The 17,147-nt window shown below is 69.9% G+C and carries 16 protein-coding genes; 14 read left to right on the top strand and 2 right to left on the bottom strand.

Features of this window, described 5'->3' with window-relative positions; genetic code table 11:
• Positions 1-102 precede the first annotated feature (102 nt).
• Both GR168_RS13695 and GR168_RS13690 read right to left on the bottom strand, forming a co-directional pair.
• Positions 103-390 (bottom strand): PspA domain-containing protein, encoded by a 288-nt coding sequence (locus GR168_RS13695; RefSeq protein ID WP_068971020.1) that lies wholly within the window; start codon positions 388-390, stop codon positions 103-105.
• Between the two features lie 73 nt (positions 391-463).
• Positions 464-889 (bottom strand): DUF1844 domain-containing protein, encoded by a 426-nt coding sequence (locus GR168_RS13690; RefSeq protein WP_058253854.1) that lies wholly within the window; start codon positions 887-889, stop codon positions 464-466.
• A 264-nt stretch (positions 890-1,153) separates the two neighbouring features.
• On the opposite strand from GR168_RS13690, the gene infC reads away from it, so the two are divergent.
• From infC to GR168_RS13620, 14 genes are all read left to right on the top strand, one after another.
• Entirely contained in the window at positions 1,154-1,795 is a 642-nt protein-coding gene (infC, locus tag GR168_RS13685) for a translation initiation factor IF-3 (protein ID WP_162540013.1), read from the top strand.
• Positions 1,796-1,941: 146 nt separating this feature from the next.
• Positions 1,942-2,136, top strand: coding sequence for a 50S ribosomal protein L35 (gene rpmI / locus GR168_RS13680; RefSeq protein WP_012834577.1), 195 nt, complete (start codon positions 1,942-1,944; stop codon positions 2,134-2,136).
• Positions 2,137-2,179: 43 nt separating this feature from the next.
• Positions 2,180-2,560 (top strand): 50S ribosomal protein L20, encoded by a 381-nt coding sequence (gene rplT / locus GR168_RS13675; protein ID WP_010844357.1) that lies wholly within the window; start codon positions 2,180-2,182, stop codon positions 2,558-2,560.
• Positions 2,561-2,607: 47 nt separating this feature from the next.
• A complete protein-coding gene (locus GR168_RS13670; RefSeq protein ID WP_159370970.1) occupies positions 2,608-3,417 on the top strand; it encodes an RNA methyltransferase in 810 nt (269 codons plus the stop codon).
• A gap of 46 nt (positions 3,418-3,463) precedes the next feature.
• Complete coding sequence (locus GR168_RS13665) at positions 3,464-5,944, top strand: Tex family protein (RefSeq protein ID WP_159371930.1); 2,481 nt, start codon at positions 3,464-3,466, stop codon at positions 5,942-5,944.
• A gap of 110 nt (positions 5,945-6,054) precedes the next feature.
• Positions 6,055-7,449 (top strand): acyltransferase family protein, encoded by a 1,395-nt coding sequence (locus GR168_RS13660; protein ID WP_065632026.1) that lies wholly within the window; start codon positions 6,055-6,057, stop codon positions 7,447-7,449.
• A 124-nt stretch (positions 7,450-7,573) separates the two neighbouring features.
• Positions 7,574-8,626 (top strand): phenylalanine--tRNA ligase subunit alpha, encoded by a 1,053-nt coding sequence (gene pheS, locus GR168_RS13655; RefSeq protein ID WP_065632027.1) that lies wholly within the window; start codon positions 7,574-7,576, stop codon positions 8,624-8,626.
• A 63-nt stretch (positions 8,627-8,689) separates the two neighbouring features.
• On the top strand, positions 8,690-11,167 hold the full coding sequence (gene pheT, locus GR168_RS13650) for a phenylalanine--tRNA ligase subunit beta (protein WP_159370969.1): 2,478 nt from the start codon (positions 8,690-8,692) through the stop codon (positions 11,165-11,167).
• Positions 11,168-11,225: 58 nt separating this feature from the next.
• A complete protein-coding gene (argC, locus tag GR168_RS13645; protein WP_159370968.1) occupies positions 11,226-12,275 on the top strand; it encodes an N-acetyl-gamma-glutamyl-phosphate reductase in 1,050 nt (349 codons plus the stop codon).
• A complete protein-coding gene (gene argJ, locus GR168_RS13640; protein ID WP_159370967.1) occupies positions 12,272-13,534 on the top strand; it encodes a bifunctional glutamate N-acetyltransferase/amino-acid acetyltransferase ArgJ in 1,263 nt (420 codons plus the stop codon). The genes argC and argJ overlap by 4 nt, the downstream gene beginning before the upstream one ends.
• Positions 13,531-14,448 (top strand): acetylglutamate kinase, encoded by a 918-nt coding sequence (gene argB, locus GR168_RS13635; protein WP_159370966.1) that lies wholly within the window; start codon positions 13,531-13,533, stop codon positions 14,446-14,448. The genes argJ and argB overlap by 4 nt, the downstream gene beginning before the upstream one ends.
• A complete protein-coding gene (locus GR168_RS13630) occupies positions 14,445-15,638 on the top strand; it encodes an acetylornithine transaminase (RefSeq protein WP_137810674.1) in 1,194 nt (397 codons plus the stop codon). Before argB ends, GR168_RS13630 begins: the two co-directional genes overlap by 4 nt.
• Positions 15,635-16,558 carry an ornithine carbamoyltransferase gene (gene argF / locus GR168_RS13625; RefSeq protein ID WP_159370965.1) on the top strand — a complete coding sequence of 308 codons (924 nt, stop codon included), beginning with the start codon at positions 15,635-15,637 and terminating at the stop codon, positions 16,556-16,558. The genes GR168_RS13630 and argF overlap by 4 nt, the downstream gene beginning before the upstream one ends.
• A 13-nt stretch (positions 16,559-16,571) precedes the next feature.
• Positions 16,572-17,078, top strand: coding sequence for an arginine repressor (locus GR168_RS13620; protein ID WP_010844368.1), 507 nt, complete (start codon positions 16,572-16,574; stop codon positions 17,076-17,078).
• The last annotated feature ends 69 nt before the right edge of the window (positions 17,079-17,147 follow it).

The raw sequence follows: 17,147 nt of genomic DNA, 5'->3' as shown, positions 1-17,147 counted from the left end.
GAATCGCCACTTCCGTTGTAGCAGCGCTGGTTTGTGACCGGCGCGCGTCAACGGGAGTGGCGATGTGCGTGTTCGGAGGGGAATGCGCGGCGGGGGAGTGCGCTACGAACCCATCGATTTGCGGATCTCCTCGAGTCGCTTCTTCGCGGCCTCGTCGCGTTTGCGCATCATCTCGTCGACGGACTGGCCTTCGGCGCTCGCCTCCGCCAGCTCCTGCGACCCGATCGCGGTGGTGATGCGGTTCTCGATCTTGTCGCGCACGAAGTCGAAGGTCGGGACGCCGCTGTCGGAGTAATCCGGAGCGGGAACCGCTCCGGGCACCGGGCCGGTCGGCACGATCTCCGCATCGATGATCTCGTCGGACCGTCCGGACTCATCGGCATTCGTCATGGGTCCAGGGTAGGCCCTCCGCTGGTCGAGCAGCGCCGGCCGAGCGGAGCGAGGCCGTCGCGTGTCGAGGCCACTACCGCCGAGGCGCGCGAACCGGGCCGGTGTATTTCTCGCCCGGGCCCTCGCCGGGCTCGTCCGGGTATGCACTGGCCTCCCGGAACGCCAGCTGCAGCCCTTTGAGGCCGTCGCGGATGGGCGCGGCGTGGATGCCGAGATCGGCTTTCGACGCGTCGACGATGCCGGCCAGGGCGGTGATCAGGGTGCGGGCCTCGGGCAGGTCGATCCGGTCGGCCGGGGTCCCCTCGGCCAGGCCGAGCTTCTCGGCCGCCGCGCTCATCAGCATGACGATGGATCGGGTGATGACCTCGATGGCCGGAATATCGCCCAGGTCACGGACGTTGTCGGGATCGGTGTGCGCCGCATCTCCCAGGTCGGCGCCATCGCCCGTCGCACCCTCCGGGGGTAACGGTGCAGGTGACGAATAGGAGTTCTCGGCCATGGCTGTTAGACTCCCATAGCACGACCGCCCTGGTATGCGCCGGGGTCGTAAGTGGAGTTCCGCTCCCACCGTTCGACGCGAGGTTCTCGCAGTTGCACGGTCCGGTTCACGCCGATCGTCGCAGATCGCATCTCTGGATGCTGAGCTGTACGTCGTCGGCAGCGTGTGTCAGCACTGGCACGCGTGGACGAACCGGTCGGTATCGGAGCCCCGCGGACATCAGTCCCGGGGCTTCCTTGCTGAGGTGTCCCGCAGGTCTCTTGCATACGTCCCTCGCCACGACGCGACGGTTACCACTGCAGGATTGAACAAGGAGGCCCCATCAGCACTGAGACCCGCATCAACGAGCGCATCCGCGTCCCCGAGGTCCGACTCGTCGGACCCAACTCGGAGCAGGTGGGCATCGTGCGTGTTGAAGATGCGCTTCGCTTGGCCTACGAGGCCGATCTCGACCTGGTCGAGGTGGCTCCGGACGCCCGTCCGCCGGTCTGCAAGATCATGGACTACGGCAAGTTCAAGTACGAAGCGGCCCAGAAGCAGCGCGAATCGCGTCGCAACCAGCAGATGACCGTGATCAAGGAGCAGAAGCTCCGTCCCAAGATCGACGACCACGATTACGAGACCAAGAAGGGTCACGTCATCCGGTTCCTCGAAGCGGGATCCAAGGTGAAGGTCACCATCATGTTCCGCGGCCGCGAGCAGTCGCGCCCCGAGCTCGGCTACCGACTGCTGCAGCGCCTGGGCAACGATGTCGCCGACTACGGCTTCGTCGAGACCTCGGCCAAGCAGGACGGCCGCAACATGACGATGGTCCTCGCGCCGCACAAGGGTGCGAAGACCCGCCAGAAGGCGCAAGAGAGCCGCGAGCGTTCCGGTGGCCCGAAGGCCGCCCCTGACGCGAGCTGATCCGCGAGCACTGAGCGGACGAGAACTGAGTCGATCGGCCGGACGAGAGTCCGAACCGCTCCGGCCGAGATCACGACACGCGAACACGGGTACACACCGGACCTCGCCGGGTCCGGTGCCCGAGTTCGCCCGAGAAAAGGAAGAACATGCCGAAGAGCAAGACCCACAAGGGCACCGCGAAGCGCTTCAAGGTGACCGGCAGCGGAAAGATCGTCCGCCAGAAGGCCAACCGCCGCCACCTGCTCGAGCACAAGTCGTCCCGGCGCACCCGTCGTCTCGACGGCACCACCGTCGTCAGCGAGAACGACGCCCCGCGCATCAAGCGACTGCTCAACCGCTGACGCCAGCGACCCCAGACATCTGACAAGCAAAAGGATCTAACACATGGCACGCGTGAAAAGGGCCGTCAACGCCCAGAAGAAGCGTCGGTCCACCCTCGAGGCCTCCAAGGGCTACCGCGGACAGCGGTCGCGCCTCTACCGCAAGGCGAAGGAGCAGCAGCTCCACTCGCTGAACTACGCCTACCGCGACCGTCGCGCGCGCAAGGGTGAGTTCCGCAAGCTGTGGATCTCGCGTATCAACGCCGCGGCCCGCGCCAACGACATCACCTACAACCGCCTCATCCAGGGCCTCAAGGCCGCGGGTGTCGAGGTCGACCGCAAGGTGCTCGCCGACATCGCCGTGACCGATCCCGAGGCCTTCACCGGTCTGGTCGAGGTCGCCCGCAAGGCACTGCCGGCCGACGTCAACGCGCCGGCTGCCTGATTGCGCACCAGCACCCACGACCCGCGAGTCGCGCGGACGAACCTCCGATGACGGAGGTCCTGTCTGAGCGGTCCTCGCGGGTCGTGTCGTATGCGAAGCTGCATCGCGCGGCCGAGCGGCGCGACCAGGGTCGTTTCGTCGCCGAAGGTGCCAATGCCGTCGCTTCGGCGCTGGCCGTCGGACGGGCCGAGGCGGTCCTGGTCGCCGACGAGGAGCAGTTCCGTCATCGCGATCTCGTCGAGACCGCCGCGGCGGCCGGCGTCCCGGTGTCGGTGATCACCGGCCGCGCCGCGTCGAAGCTGGCCGAGACGTCCACGCCCGCGGGCATCTTCGCGATCTGCCCGTTGCTCGTCGTGCCGCTCGACGCCGTCCTCACCGCCGGGCCGCGACTCCTCGCGATCGCGGTCGAGCCGCGGGAGCCCGGGAACGCGGGCACGCTCATCCGCTGCGCCGACGCGATGGGCGCCGACGCGGTGATCCTGCTCGGCGATGCCGTCGACCCCCACAACGGCAAGTGCGTCCGTGCGAGCGCGGGAAGCGTGTTCACGGTGCCCGTGGTGCGTGAGCGCGCCGTCGACGACGCCCTCGACGCCATCCGGGGGTCCGGCATCAGCCTGTTGGCGACCGCGGCCGATGGCGAGGTCGCCCTGGACGCGGCGGGCGACATCCTCTCCGGCCGCGTCGCATGGCTCTTCGGCAACGAGGCGCACGGCCTGTCGGTCGAGGTGCAACGCTCCGCCGACCACCGCGTGTCCATCCCCATCCGTGGCCGCGCCGAGAGCCTGAATGTCGCTGCCGCGGCGGCCATCTGTCTGTACGAGAGCGCCCGTGTCCACGGCGCGGCGGGTCGCGTCTGACCGCTGTCCGAGTCGGCCGGTAGGGTCGGCGATCGTGTCAGAAACTGTGTCACCCGACTCCGCGCCCGAACCCGCACCCGCGACCCCCGGCTCGCCGGCCGCTGCACCCCAGACGGTGCCCGCGCCCGATCCCGCGGTCGTGAACTCCCGCATCGCCTCGGCGATCGCGACCGAACTCGGGGTGGGCGCCGGTCAGGTGCGATCGGCGATCGAGTTGCTGGACGGCGGATCGACGGTTCCGTTCGTCGCCCGATACCGCAAAGAGGCCACCGGCGGCCTCGACGACGCGCAACTGCGTACCCTCGACGAGCGTCTCGGTTACCTGCGCGACCTCGAGGCCCGACGCCAGGCCGTCCGCGAATCCATCGCCGCGCAGGGCAAACTCGACGCCGCACTCGATGCGCGCATCCTCGAGGCCGACACCAAGGCGCGCCTGGAGGACATCTACCTGCCCTACAAGCCGAAGCGCCGCACCAAGGCCCAGATCGCACGCGAGGCCGGACACGAGCCGGTGGCCGATGCACTGCTCTCGGACCCGACGACGGACCCGGCGACCTTCACCGCCGAGCAGCTCGACGGCGCCCGCGCGATCGCCGTGGAGCGGTTCGCCGAAGACGCCGACCTCGTCGGCGAACTCCGTGAGCTGATGTGGCAGACCGGAGTGTTGCGCACAACGGTTCGGGACGGCAAGGAGTCGGCCGGCGCCAAGTTCGCCGACTACTTCGAGTTCTCCGAGCCGTTCACCTCGCTTCCGTCGCACCGGGTGCTGGCCGTGCTGCGCGGCGAGCGCGAGGAGATCCTGTCGGTCACCCTCGACGCCGATCCGGCAGCGGCCGACCGGCCCGCCGGCCCCGGACCGTACGAGCAGCGGATCGCCGCCCGGTTCGGCATCGCCGATCAAGGGCGTCCGGCCGACCGCTGGCTTACCGACACGGTGCGCTGGGCATGGCGTACCAAGCTGTTCGTCGGGCTGTCCCTCGACGTCCGGATGCGGCTGCGTCAGGCCGCCGAGGCCGACGCGGTGGCGGTGTTCGCGACGAACCTCAAGGACCTCCTGCTGGCCGCGCCCGCCGGGTCCCGTACGACGATGGGGCTCGACCCCGGTCTGCGCACCGGCGTGAAGGTCGCAGTGGTGAACGCGACCGGCAGGGTCGTCGACCACGCAACGATCTATCCGCACGAGCCCCGGCGCGACAAGTCCGGTTCGCTCGCCGTGCTCGGCGCACTCGTCGAGAAGCACGGCGTCGAGCTCATCGCCATCGGCAACGGCACCGCCTCACGCGAGACCGACGCGCTCGCCGGCGAACTCCTGTCCGCGATCAAGGAGGCCGGCAAGAAGCCGCCGACGAGCGTCGTCGTGTCCGAGGCGGGTGCCTCGGTGTACTCGGCGTCGGCCTACGCGTCGAAGGAATTGCCGGACCTCGACGTCTCCATCCGCGGCGCGGTCTCGATCGCCCGCCGGTTGCAGGATCCGCTCGCCGAGCTCGTGAAGATCGATCCGAAGTCGATCGGGGTGGGGCAGTACCAGCACGACATCTCCGAGACCCTGCTCGCGCGCTCACTCGGGGCGGTCGTCGAAGACGCGGTGAACGCGGTCGGCGTCGACGTGAACACCGCGTCTGTGCCGCTGCTGTCCCGCGTGTCCGGCATCACCGCGGGCCTCGCGGAATCGATTGTCGCGCATCGTGACACCAATGGTGCGTTCCGGGATCGCAAGCAGATCACCGCGGTGCCCAGGCTCGGCCCCAAGGCATTCGAGCAGTGCGCCGGCTTCCTGCGTATCGCCGACGGCGACAATCCGCTCGACGCGTCGAGCGTGCACCCGGAGGCGTACCCGGTCGTCACACGCATCCTCGAGAAGGTGGGCACCGATGTCCGGTCGCTGATCGGCGACACCGCGACCCTCACCAAGTTGCGACCCGAGGAGTTCGTCGACGAGACGTTCGGTCGTCCGACCGTCGTCGACATCATCGCCGAACTCGACAAGCCCGGGCGCGACCCGCGGCCGGAGTTCAAGACCGCGACGTTTGCCATGGGCATCGAGAAGGTCTCCGACCTGACCCCGGGGATGGTCCTCGAAGGTCAGGTCACCAACGTGGCCGCCTTCGGCGCATTCGTCGACGTCGGCGTGCACCAGGACGGCCTCGTCCACGTCTCGGCGATGGCACACCGCTTCGTCTCCGACCCCCACGAGGTCGTCAAGTCCGGCGACATCGTAAAGGTCAAGGTCATGGACGTCGACATCGACCGCAAACGCATCGGGTTGTCGCTGCGGCTCGACGACGAACCGGGCAGTGACGGCAAACCCTCCCGCGCGCCTCGCGGGCAAGGGCGGGAGGACAGTGCTCGTGGCGGCGGCAATCAGCCGCGGAGGAACGAGCAGCGTGGCGGCGGACGGGGCAACCCGGGCGGCCAGGGCCGGGGCGCTCAGGGGCAGGGCAACCGAGGCGGGAACCGGAACGATCGACGCCCGGCACCCAGCGGGGCGATGGCCGACGCGCTCAAGCGAGCCGGCTTCGGCAAGTAGGGTCGCGGCCCGGGCGGGCCGGTTGTGTGTTCGCGGATGCGGGGATTGCCGACCCCGAGCGAGTAGTTTCCCTCAGGCCGTCCCGGTCGCCGCGGTCGAGACTCGACGCCATGCCCAGCATCGTCTCGGGACGGCCGGCGTCGACCGGTCTGCCCACGCCTCGTGAACTCGCCGCCCTCACCGGGGACCGCGACCGCGTCATCGACCTGATCCGCATCATGTCGCTGGCGGTCGTGGTCGCCGGTCACTCGATCATGCTCACCGTCGACGTGACCGACGACTCGATTCATCTCGGCAACACACTCGGCGACGTGCCCGCACTGCAGCCGGCGACCTGGCTGCTGCAGGTGCTGCCGCTGTTCTTCTTCGCCGGTGCCGCCGCGGCGACCCGCGGCTGGACCTCGCGCGGCGACGGTGACACACCGACCGCCGGGCAATGGCTCGTCGCCCGGACACAACGCTTGATGCGGCCGGTGTTCTGGTACCTCGGAGCCGTCGCGGCCGTGTACACCGTCCTGTCCGGCACCGGTGCCACGGCGGCGGCCGACGTGGTCGCGCGTCTCGGGGTGCAGTTGCTGTGGTTCCTCGGCGCCTACCTGCTCGTACTGGCGGTGGTCCCGTTCCTGCAGCGCCTCCGGTCCGTCGGTGGTGTGCTGGCCGCCCTGGCGGTGTGTTGGGGGAGCACGGCGATCGTCGACGCCGTCCGACTGACGGACGGCCCCGCAGCGCTCGGCTACCTGAACTTCCTCGCCGTGTGGACGATCCCCGCGGTCCTCGGGGTCGCGTACGCCAAGAAGATCCTGCGGCCCGGGCTCGCCGTCCTCGCGGCCGCCGGTGCGCTGGCAGCCGACCTCGTCCTCGTCACGTGGGGACCCTACGAGGTCTCCCTCGTGACGGTTCCGGGCCAGCACCTGTCCAACATGAGTCCGCCGAGCCTGCTGCTCGCCGGCCACGCGATCGTGTTGTGCGCGGGCGCGATCGCGGTGCGCCGATTCCTCGCGGTCGTGGCCGACCGTCCGCGCGTCTGGTGGTGGGTGGTGCTGGGCAACCGGGGCGCGATGACGCTGTATCTCTGGCATCTGCCGGTGCTCGCGGCGATCATCGGTCTGTGCGCCGCGGCCGGCATCGACCGCGGCGACGTCGGCGCGGCGTCCTTCCCGATGATCGTCGGGGCGCAGACCGTGTTGCTGCTCGCGGGCATGGTCCCGGTGGTCGCGATCCTGTCCCCACTCGAGAACCGGTCCCTGCCGTGGTGGGACGAACCGGTCGCCCGGCGCAGCGGACCGGTGCGGAACGCGGCCCTGCTGACGGCGCTGGCCGGGCTCGGCGTGGCAGTGCTGATGCTCGCGCGCGGCGGTCTGACCGGCGACGGTGTGTGGTGGCTGATCATGGGCCTCGCCTGTGCCACCTGCTCGCGTTGCCTCGCGGTTCCCGCCGGTCGTCCGACGGCAGCGCCAGGGCTTCCCGGTGACGACGCCTCCCTGCAGGTCAGCGCCCCGCGGTAGTCGACTACCCTCGACGGGAGTCATCGTCGGCGCCGGAGGTGTCCGTCGGCCCGTTGGGTCGGCGTGCACAGCGCGACGACGATGCCGACCATCCATCGATCGACGCACGAGGAGCACGCCCACCGTGGCCACTTCCGCCGACGCAACGGCATTCCCGGGACCCGACGACCTCGAGGCGGCCGCGACGTCGGCCATCGAGGACTTCGAGGCGGCGGCCGACCTCGATCAGCTCGCCGCGGCCAAGTCGGCGCACCTCGGTGATCGCTCGCCGATCGCACTCGCCCGGCGCGCGCTGGGTTCCCTCCCCAAAGAGGGGCGTTCCGAAGCCGGCAAGCTGGTCAACCAGGTGCGCGGCCGGGTGTCGGCGGCCCTGGAGGCGCGCACCGCCGTCCTCGACGCCGAACGGGACGCGGCGGTCCTCGTCGCCGAATCGATCGACGTGACGTTGCCGAGCGGCCGGCGTCCGGTGGGTGCGCGTCATCCCATCACCGTCATCGCCGAGCAGGTGGCCGACGTGTTCGTCGGTATGGGCTGGGAGATCGCGGAGGGCCCGGAGGTCGAAACCGAGCACTACAATTTCGACGCGCTCAACTTCCTGCCCGACCACCCCGCCCGGTCGATGCAGGACACCTTCTACATCGCGCCCGAGGGATCGCGGCAGGTCTTGCGGACGCACACCTCGCCGGTGCAGGTGCGCTCGATGCTGAGCCGGGACCTGCCCATCTACGTGGCGTGCCCGGGCCGGACGTTCCGGACCGACGAGCTCGACGCCACCCACACCCCGGTCTTCCATCAGATCGAGGGACTCGCCGTCGACAAGGGACTCACACTGGCGAACCTGCGGGGCACCCTGGAGACCTTCGCGCGGGCACTCTTCGGCCCGGAGACGACGACCCGCATGCGGGCGAGCTACTTCCCGTTCACCGAACCCTCCGCCGAGGTCGACGTGTGGTTCCCCGCCAAGAAGGGCGGACCCGGCTGGGTCGAGTGGGGCGGCTGCGGCATGGTCAACCCGAATGTGTTGCGCGCCAGCGGTATCGACCCGGATGTGTACTCCGGATTCGCTTTCGGCATGGGCCTGGAGCGCACCCTGCAGTTCCGCAACGACATCTCCGACATGCGGGACATGGTCGAGGGGGACATCCGGTTCACCCTCCCGTTCGGTCCGGCCGCCTGACCGGCACCGCGCAGATCCCGCCCCGACGACTCCTCACGACGCGACGAAAGTAGTTGATACACAGTGCGTGCACCACAGTCCTGGTACACCGAGGTACTCCGCGCCGGCGACCCGCAGTGGTCGGCGACCACCGATGAGATCGACGCCGGTTTCGTCCGTGTCGGGTTCGAGATCGAGGACATCGAGGCGTTCCCGGAGATCACCGGACCGCTGGTGATCGGTCGAGTAGAGACGATCGAGGAGCTCACCGAGTTCAAGAAGCCGATCCGGTTCTGCACGGTCGCCGTCGGTGAGGATGAGCCCCGCGGAATCGTCTGTGGTGCACGCAACTTCACCGAGGGTGATCTGATCGTCGCCGCGCTGCCGGGGGTCGTGCTCCCCGGTCCCTTCGAGATCGCCTCGCGCAAGACCTACGGCCGGGTGTCCGACGGCATGATCTGCTCGGTCTCCGAGCTGGGTATCGGCACCGATCACAGCGGCATCCTCGTGCTCGCGCCCGGGACCGCCGAACCGGGCGCGGACGCCCGCGAGGTGCTGGGACTCGCCGACGCGGCGATCGACGTCAACGTCACCCCCGACCGCGGCTACGCGTTCTCGGTGCGCGGCCTGGGCCGCGAGCTCGCGGGCAGCTTCGGGGTCCCGTTCGTCGATCCCGGACTCCGGGCCGCGGACCTGGCGGACGACGGGTCGGCCCCGGCGTGGCCGGTCGCCATCGACGAGAACTCTGGGGCGATCCGCTACACCGCTCGGGTCATCACCGGTGTGGACCCGACTGCGATCTCCCCGTGGTGGATGCAGAAGCGGCTCATGGTCGCCGGTATCCGCCCCATCTCCGCGATCGTCGACACCACCAACTACGTCATGATCGAACTCGGTCAGCCGCTGCACGCCTTCGACGCCGACCGTGTCACCGGAGCCGTCACGGTCCGGTCGGCCCAGCCGGGGGAGAAGCTCACCACCCTCGACGACACCGTTCGCATCCTCGACCCCGAGGATGTGCTGATCGCCGACGAGACCGGACCGATCGCCCTCGCCGGTGTCATGGGCGGCGCGAGCACCGAGGTGGGTCTCGAGACGACGACGGTGCTGCTGGAGTCGGCGACCTTCGATCCGGTTCGGGTCTTCCGCACCGCGAAGCGCCACAAGCTGACCTCCGAGGCCAGCAAGCGGTTCGAGCGGATCGTCGACCCCGAGATCACCGCGGTGGCCTCCGACCGCGCCGCCCGGCTGATCGTCGAGATCGCCGGCGGACGCATCGCCTCACCGCTGTCCGAGACCCATGTCCATACCCCGATCAGGTCGACCATCGCCATCGCTGCCGACGAACCGGACCGGGTCGCGGGCGTCAGCTATCCGCCGGGAACCACCCTGACGCGGCTGACCGAGGTCGGTTGCGTGGTGACCGGGACCGACGAGCTGGACGTGTTCCCGCCCTCGTGGCGACCCGACCTGCGGCAACGCGCCGACCTGGTCGAGGAGGTCCTGCGCCTGGAGGGCTTGGAGGACATCCCCGCCGTGGTTCCGCGCGCGCCCGGCGGCACCGGACTCACCCCGGTTCAGCGACGCCGGCGCAGCGTGGGACGCACCCTCGCGCTCGACGGCTACGTCGAGGTCCTGCCGTATCCGTTCATGCCGGCCGGCGTGTTCGACCTCTGGGACCTGCCCGCCGACGATGAGCGCCGGCGCACCGTGAAGGTCCTCAACCCACTCGAATCCGATCGTCCCGAGCTCAACACGACGTTGCTCCCGGGGCTACTCGAGATGGCAGCCCGCAACATCGCACGCGGTCAGCGGGATCTGTCGCTGTTCACCATCGGTCAGGTCGTCATCGCCGGCGATCACGTCGCCGCGGTGGACGCGCTCGACGTCACGCGCCGCCCGACCGACGAGGAGATCGCGGCGCTCGACGCCTCGCTGCCCCATCAGCCGCTGCACGTCGGCGTCGTCCTCACCGGACTGCGCGATCCCGCGGGCCCCTGGGGTCCGGGACGCGCCGCCGACCACCTCGATGCCTTCGAGGCGGCGCGCACGATCGGTCGCGCGGCGGGGGTGACCGTCGAGCTCACCGCCGACGATCAGCGCCCGTGGCATCCCGGCCGCTGCGCGCGGCTGACGGTCGACGGCCGCACGGTCGGTTACGCCGGCGAACTCCACCCCGCGGTGCTCGAGCGGGCCCATCTGCCGAAGCGGACGTGCGCGGTGGAGATCGACATCGACGCACTGCCCTTGGACGCGCGACTCCCGGCGCCGTCGGTGTCGGTGTTCCCCGCGGTCCTGCAGGACGTCAACGTCGTCGTCGGAGGGGAGGTCCCGGCTGCGGACGTCCAGAAGGCGCTTCGTGAGGGGGCCGGCGACCTGCTCGAGGACATCGCATTGTTCGACGTCTTCACCGGTGAACAGGTCGGCGCGGGCAACAAATCGTTGACGTTCTCGCTGCGGTTCCGCGCCCCGGACCGTACCCTCACCGAGGACGAGGCCAACGAGGCCAAGCTGGCCGCCGTCGATGCAGCCGCCGCGCGGGTGGGGGCCCGTCTCCGCTGACCCCATCGGCGTGTCACCCCGCCGTGAATTGATTTGCAGCCTGCTGCATAATGATCACATGGCTTCGACAAGCAAGGTGAGGGTGGCGGTGGCCGGCGCGAGCGGCTACGCGGGTGGCGAGATACTCCGGTTGCTGTGCGGGCACCCCCGTCTGCGATCCGGCGAACTCGAGATCGGCGCGCTCACCGCGGGTGGCAATGCCGGGACGCTCCTGGGTGCGCACCATCCCCATCTGCTCCCGCTGGCCGACCGGGTCCTGGAGGACACGACACCGGAGATCCTCGCCGGACACGACGTCGTCTTCCTGGGCCTGCCGCATGGCGCATCCGCGGTGATCGCCGGTGCCCTGCCGCCGACGACGCTGATCATCGACTGCGGGGCCGACTTCCGGTTGCGCGACGCCGGTGAATGGACGTCGTACTACGGCGGAGACCATGCCGGGACCTGGCCGTATGGTCTGCCCGAGTTGCCCGGCAACCGGGAGGCGCTCCGGGACGCGAGCCGGATCGCGGTGCCCGGTTGCTATCCGACGGTGTCGATCCTGTCGTTGCTCCCGGCCATCGCCGCGGGCATCGCCGATCCGCACGTGACCGTCGTCGCGGTGAGCGGGGCATCGGGTGCCGGACGGTCGCCCAAGGTCGACCTGCTGGCGTCCGAGGTCATCGGGTCCGCGCGGGCCTACGGCGTGGGCGGGGTCCACCGGCACACGCCGGAGATCTCCCAGGCGCTCTCGGCCGCCGCGGAACAGCCGGTGACCGTCTCGTTCACGCCCATCCTCGCCCCGATGGCCCGCGGCATCCTCGCGACGTGCACCGCGCGCACCGGGGCCACCGCGGAGGAGGCCCGGGCGGTCTACGAGAAGGCCTATGCGGACGAGGAATTCGTGCACGTGCTGCCGGAGGGGCGGCTGCCTGCCACCGGTTCGGTGATCGGCTCCAACGCCGTCCAGCTCGGCGTGACCGTCGACGAACGCGCACAGACCCTCGTGGTCGTCGGCGCGGTCGACAACCTGACCAAGGGGACCGGCGGCGCCGCGGTCCAATCGATGAACCTGGCGCTGGGCTGGACCGAGAACGAGGGACTGAGCACCGTGGGAGTGGCACCGTGACCGGATCGCAGGGCAGCGCGGAAACAGAGCAGGACCGGATCGAGGGCGGCGCTCCCGGAGATCACCCGCGGCTCGTGCGGAACCAGGGCGTCACCGCGCCCCTGGGGTTCCGGGCCGCCGGAATCGCGGCGGGCATCAAGGCGTCGGGTGCGCTCGACCTCGCACTCGTCTTCAACGAGGGCCCCGACCATTCCGCCGCCGGCGTCTTCACCCGCAACCAGGTGAAGGCGGCACCGGTGCTGTGGTCACAGCAGGTCCTCACCACCGGCCGGCTGCGCACCGTGATCCTCAACTCCGGCGGCGCGAACGCCTGTACCGGACCGGGCGGCTTCCAGGACACCCACAAGACCGCGGAGGCGGTGGCCGACGCGCTCAGCAACTGGGGGACCAGCACGGGCGCCGTGGAGGTCGCGGTGTGCTCCACCGGACTGATCGGCGACCGGCTGCCGATGGACAAGGTCCTCGCCGGGGTCACCGAGATCGTCCAGGACATGGGCGGCGGCCTGTCCGGCGGCACCGACGCGGCCCACGCGATCATGACCACCGACACCGTCCCCAAACAGGCTGCGCTGCACCACCCGCAGGGGTGGAACGTGGGCGGTATGGGCAAGGGCGCCGGAATGCTGGCACCGTCGCTGGCGACGATGCTGGTCGTGCTCACGACCGACGCGGTGGCCACCGCCGAGCAGCTCGACACCGCCTTGCGCAGGGCGACGGCACGCACCTTCGACCGGCTCGACATCGACGGCTCGTGCTCGACGAACGACACGGTTCTGCTGCTGAGCTCGGGCGCCAGCCAGATCCCGGTCGAGCAGAGCGATCTCGACGACGCGGTGTTCGCCGTCTGCGACGATCTCGCCGCCCAGATGATGGCCGACGCCGAGGGTGTCACGAAGCGGGTCGTCATCACGGTCACCGGGGCGCACATCGAGGACGACGCGCTGACCGTCGCCCGTGCCGTCGCGCGAGATTCGCTGGTGAAGACCGCCCTGTTCGGATCGGACCCCAACTGGGGACGCGTACTCGCCGCGGTCGGCGCCGCGCCGGTCACCGTCGACCCCGACCGGATCGCGGTGTCGTTCAATGGCAACCCGGTGTGCGAGAACGGTTTCGGGGTCGAGGGCGCGCGAGATGTGGACTTGTCCGGCCCCGACATCGCCGTCGTCGTCGACCTGAAGCTGGGAGAGTCGGCGGCCAGTGTCCGGACCACCGACCTCTCCCATGCGTACGTCGAAGAGAACTCGGCGTATTCGTCATGAGTGAGACAAAATCGGGCGTCCACCCGATCGACCCCGCGGCCGGCCTGGCCAAGGCGAAGGTCCTCGCCGAGGCCCTGCCCGCGCTGCAGCGACTCGCCGGTGCGACCGTCGTCGTCAAGTACGGCGGCAACGCCATGATCGACGACGAGTTGAAGAAGGCGTTCGCGGCGGACATGGTCTTTCTGCGCGCCTGCGGCATGCATCCCGTGGTGGTGCACGGTGGTGGCCCGCAGATCTCGGCGATGCTGAAGCGACTGGGACTCTCGGGTGAGTTCAAGGGCGGATTCCGGGTGACGACCCCCGAGGTCATGGACGTCGCCCGCATGGTTCTCTTCGGTCAGGTCGGGCGGGAGCTCGTGGGCCTGATCAACTCGCACGGACCGTATGCCGTCGGCATCACCGGTGAGGATGCCCACCTGTTCACCGCGACGCGGCGCACGGTGCTCGTCGAGGGGGTTCCCACCGACATCGGCCTCGTCGGCGACATCGCGTCGGTCAACACCTCGGCGGTGCTGGATCTGGTTGCCGCCGGCCGCATCCCGGTCGTCTCGACGATCGCGCCGGACCGCGATGGGGTGGTGCACAACATCAACGCCGACACCGCGGCCGGTGCTCTCGCCGAGGCGTTGGGGGCGTCCCGGCTGGTGATGCTGACCGATGTCGAAGGCCTGTACACGGACTGGCCCGACCGCGGATCCCTGGTGTCCCAGATCGACACCGACACACTCACCGAGCTGTTGCCGTCGCTGGACTCCGGCATGGTCCCCAAGATGGAGGCCTGCCTCCGCGCCGTCACCGGCGGCGTCGACCGCGCACACGTGATCGACGGGCGTGTCGCCCATTCCGTGCTGGCCGAACTGTTGACCGAGAGCTCGACCGGCACCACCGTCGTCGTGCCTGAGGAGGACGCATGACCGCGCCACTGCAGCAGCGCTGGGCACAGTCGCTGATGAACAACTACGGCACACCCCCGATCGCCCTGGTGGAGGGCTCGGGAGCGTATGTCACCGACGCCGATGGCAAGCGCTACCTCGACCTGCTCGGCGGGATCGCGGTGAACGCCCTCGGCCACGCCCATCCGGCGATCGTCGACGCGGTCACCCGCCAGCTCCAGACACTCGGACACGTGTCGAATCTGTACATCGCCCCGCCCGTCGTCGAACTCGCCGAGGCGTTGCTCGGCCGGTTCGGCCATCCGGGTCGCGTGTTCTTCTGCAACTCCGGCACCGAGGCGAACGAGGCCGCGTTCAAACTGGCCCGACGGACCGGACGGCCCGAGATCGTCGCGGCGGAGCAGGCCTTCCACGGACGCACCATGGGTGCGCTCGCGATGACCGGTCAGCCCGCCAAACGCACTCCGTTCGAACCGATGCCGCCGGGCGTCCGGTTCGTTCCCTACGGTGACGTCGACGCGCTCGACGCCATGGTCACCGACCAGACCGCCGCGGTGATCCTCGAACCGATCCTCGGCGAGGCCGGCGTCGTCGTGCCCCCGGCCGACTACCTGGCGGCCGCTCGCCGGATCACCGAGGAGCGCGGCGCGCTGCTGATTCTCGACGAGGTGCAGACCGGCGTCGCCCGCACCGGTACGTTCTTCGCCCATCAGCAGGTGGGCGTGGTCCCCGATGTGATGACGCTTGCGAAGGGGCTGGGCGGTGGCCTCCCCATCGGTGCGTGTATCGCCACCGGCCCGGCGGCCGACCTGTTCGGGCCGGGCCAGCACGGCACCACTTTCGGTGGCAATCCGGTCAGTGCGGCCGCCGCGCTGGCCGTCCTGAGGGTCATCGAAGCCGACGGTCTCCTCGATTCCGTTGCCGCGGTGGGGAAGTCGATCGCGACCGGCATCGAGGACCTGCAGCATCCGCTGGTCTCGCATGTGCGTGGATCCGGCCTGTTGCTCGGTGTCGTGCTGACGCAGCCGCTCTCGCAGCGCGTCGAGGCCGCCGCCCGGGACGCGGGGTTCCTGATCAACGCACCCGCGCCCGACGTCCTGCGCCTGGCCCCGCCGCTGATCCTCACCGAGGAGCAGGGACAGGATTTCGTGCGCGCGCTACCGACACTGCTCGACACCGCCGCCACATCGAACGAGGGGGACAAGCCATGACCAGACATTTCCTGCGCGACGACGACCTGACCCCGGCCGAGCAGGCCGAGGTGCTCGCACTCGCGGCCGAGGTCAAGGCGAAGCCGTTCGACTTCCGGCCGCTGGAGGGCCCCCGCGGGGTCGGGGTGATCTTCGACAAGAACTCCACCCGCACCCGGTTCTCGTTCGAGGTCGGCATCGCCCAGCTCGGCGGTCATGCGGTCGTCGTCGACGGCCGGACGACACAGCTCGGCCGCGAGGAGACCCTGGAGGACACCGGCCTCGTCCTGTCCCGCTTCGTCGACGCCATCGTGTGGCGGACGTTCGGGCAGGACCGGCTCGAAGCGCTGTCCTCGACCGCCACGGTGCCGGTCGTCAACGCGCTGTCCGACGAGTTCCACCCCTGCCAGGTGCTCGCCGACCTGCATACGATCGCCGAGCACAAGGGTCCGCCGGCGGGTCGGACGATGACGTACCTCGGTGACGGTGCGAACAACATGGCGCACTCGCTGGCGCTCGGCGGCGTCACGGCCGGCATGCACGTCGTCCTCAGCTCGCCGGACGGTTTCCAGCCCGACCCGGCGGTGATCGCCGACGCCGAGAAGCGTGCCGCGCAGACCGGCGGCTCGGTGACGCTCGAGACCGACCCCGTCGCCGCCGCGACGGGGGCCGACGTCCTGGTGACCGACACCTGGGTGTCGATGGGGCAAGAGGACGACGGAAAGGACCGCACGGCGCCGTTCCGGCCGTACCAGATCAACGATGACCTGCTCATGCATGCCGCCGATGATGCGATCGTGCTGCACTGCCTGCCGGCCCATCGTGGCGACGAGATCACGGCCTCGGTGATCGACGGACCCCGCAGCGTCGTGTTCGACGAGGCGGAGAACCGCCTGCATGCGCAGAAGGCGCTGCTGATCTGGCTGTTGGACCACCAGTGAGCGGACACCCACGATGACCGCCGGAGCCGAACCCTCGGAAAGCCGCCTCGCCGCCACCCGGGCGGGTCGTCATGCGCGCATCATCGAGATCCTGTCCACGCATCAGGTCCGCAGCCAGTCGGAGCTGCAGCGGTTGCTCGCCGAAGAGGGCGTCGACGCCACCCAGGCCACCCTGTCGCGCGACCTCGACGAACTCGGGGCCGTGAAGCTCCGGGCCGCCGACGGCGGCGCCGGGGTCTACGTGGTGCCCGAAGACGGTTCGCCCGTCCGCGGGGTGTCCGGCGGCACCGACCGGCTCGGCCGGCTCGTGTCGGACCTCCTGGTCTCGACCGACAGCAGTGGCAACCTCGCGGTGTTGCGAACGCCCCCGGGCGCCGCGCACTACTTGGCGGCTGCGCTCGACCGGGCGCGCCTGCCCGACGTCGTGGGGACGATCGCCGGGGACGACACGATCTTCGTCGTCGCGCGCGAGCCGCTCGACGGAGCGGAACTCGCCCGCCGGATCGAGGGCCTCGTGTAACCCTCGCCGCATCGACATTCTCGGTTCCGCCTCCGCGGAACCGTCAGACCACACCAAAAGAACAGCCGA

It is taken from the genome of Gordonia sp. JH63 (assembly GCF_009856645.1).
Lineage (GTDB): Bacteria > Actinomycetota > Actinomycetes > Mycobacteriales > Mycobacteriaceae > Gordonia > Gordonia hongkongensis.
The sequence above is the reverse complement of the archived record's forward strand: the minus strand, read 5'-3'. Positions and strand labels throughout refer to the sequence as shown.

Coding starts and splice junctions, on each gene's coding strand:
- argC (WP_159370968.1), top strand. CDS start 11,226: ATGGCTTCGACAAGCAAGGTGAGGGTGGCGGTGGCCGGCGCGAGCGGC.
- GR168_RS13670 (WP_159370970.1), top strand. CDS start 2,608: ATGACGGAGGTCCTGTCTGAGCGGTCCTCGCGGGTCGTGTCGTATGCG.
- GR168_RS13695 (WP_068971020.1), bottom strand. CDS start 390: ATGACGAATGCCGATGAGTCCGGACGGTCCGACGAGATCATCGATGCG.
- argB (WP_159370966.1), top strand. CDS start 13,531: ATGAGTGAGACAAAATCGGGCGTCCACCCGATCGACCCCGCGGCCGGC.
- GR168_RS13620 (WP_010844368.1), top strand. CDS start 16,572: ATGACCGCCGGAGCCGAACCCTCGGAAAGCCGCCTCGCCGCCACCCGG.
- GR168_RS13630 (WP_137810674.1), top strand. CDS start 14,445: ATGACCGCGCCACTGCAGCAGCGCTGGGCACAGTCGCTGATGAACAAC.
- argF (WP_159370965.1), top strand. CDS start 15,635: ATGACCAGACATTTCCTGCGCGACGACGACCTGACCCCGGCCGAGCAG.
- GR168_RS13660 (WP_065632026.1), top strand. CDS start 6,055: ATGCCCAGCATCGTCTCGGGACGGCCGGCGTCGACCGGTCTGCCCACG.
- rpmI (WP_012834577.1), top strand. CDS start 1,942: ATGCCGAAGAGCAAGACCCACAAGGGCACCGCGAAGCGCTTCAAGGTG.
- GR168_RS13690 (WP_058253854.1), bottom strand. CDS start 889: ATGGCCGAGAACTCCTATTCGTCACCTGCACCGTTACCCCCGGAGGGT.
- rplT (WP_010844357.1), top strand. CDS start 2,180: ATGGCACGCGTGAAAAGGGCCGTCAACGCCCAGAAGAAGCGTCGGTCC.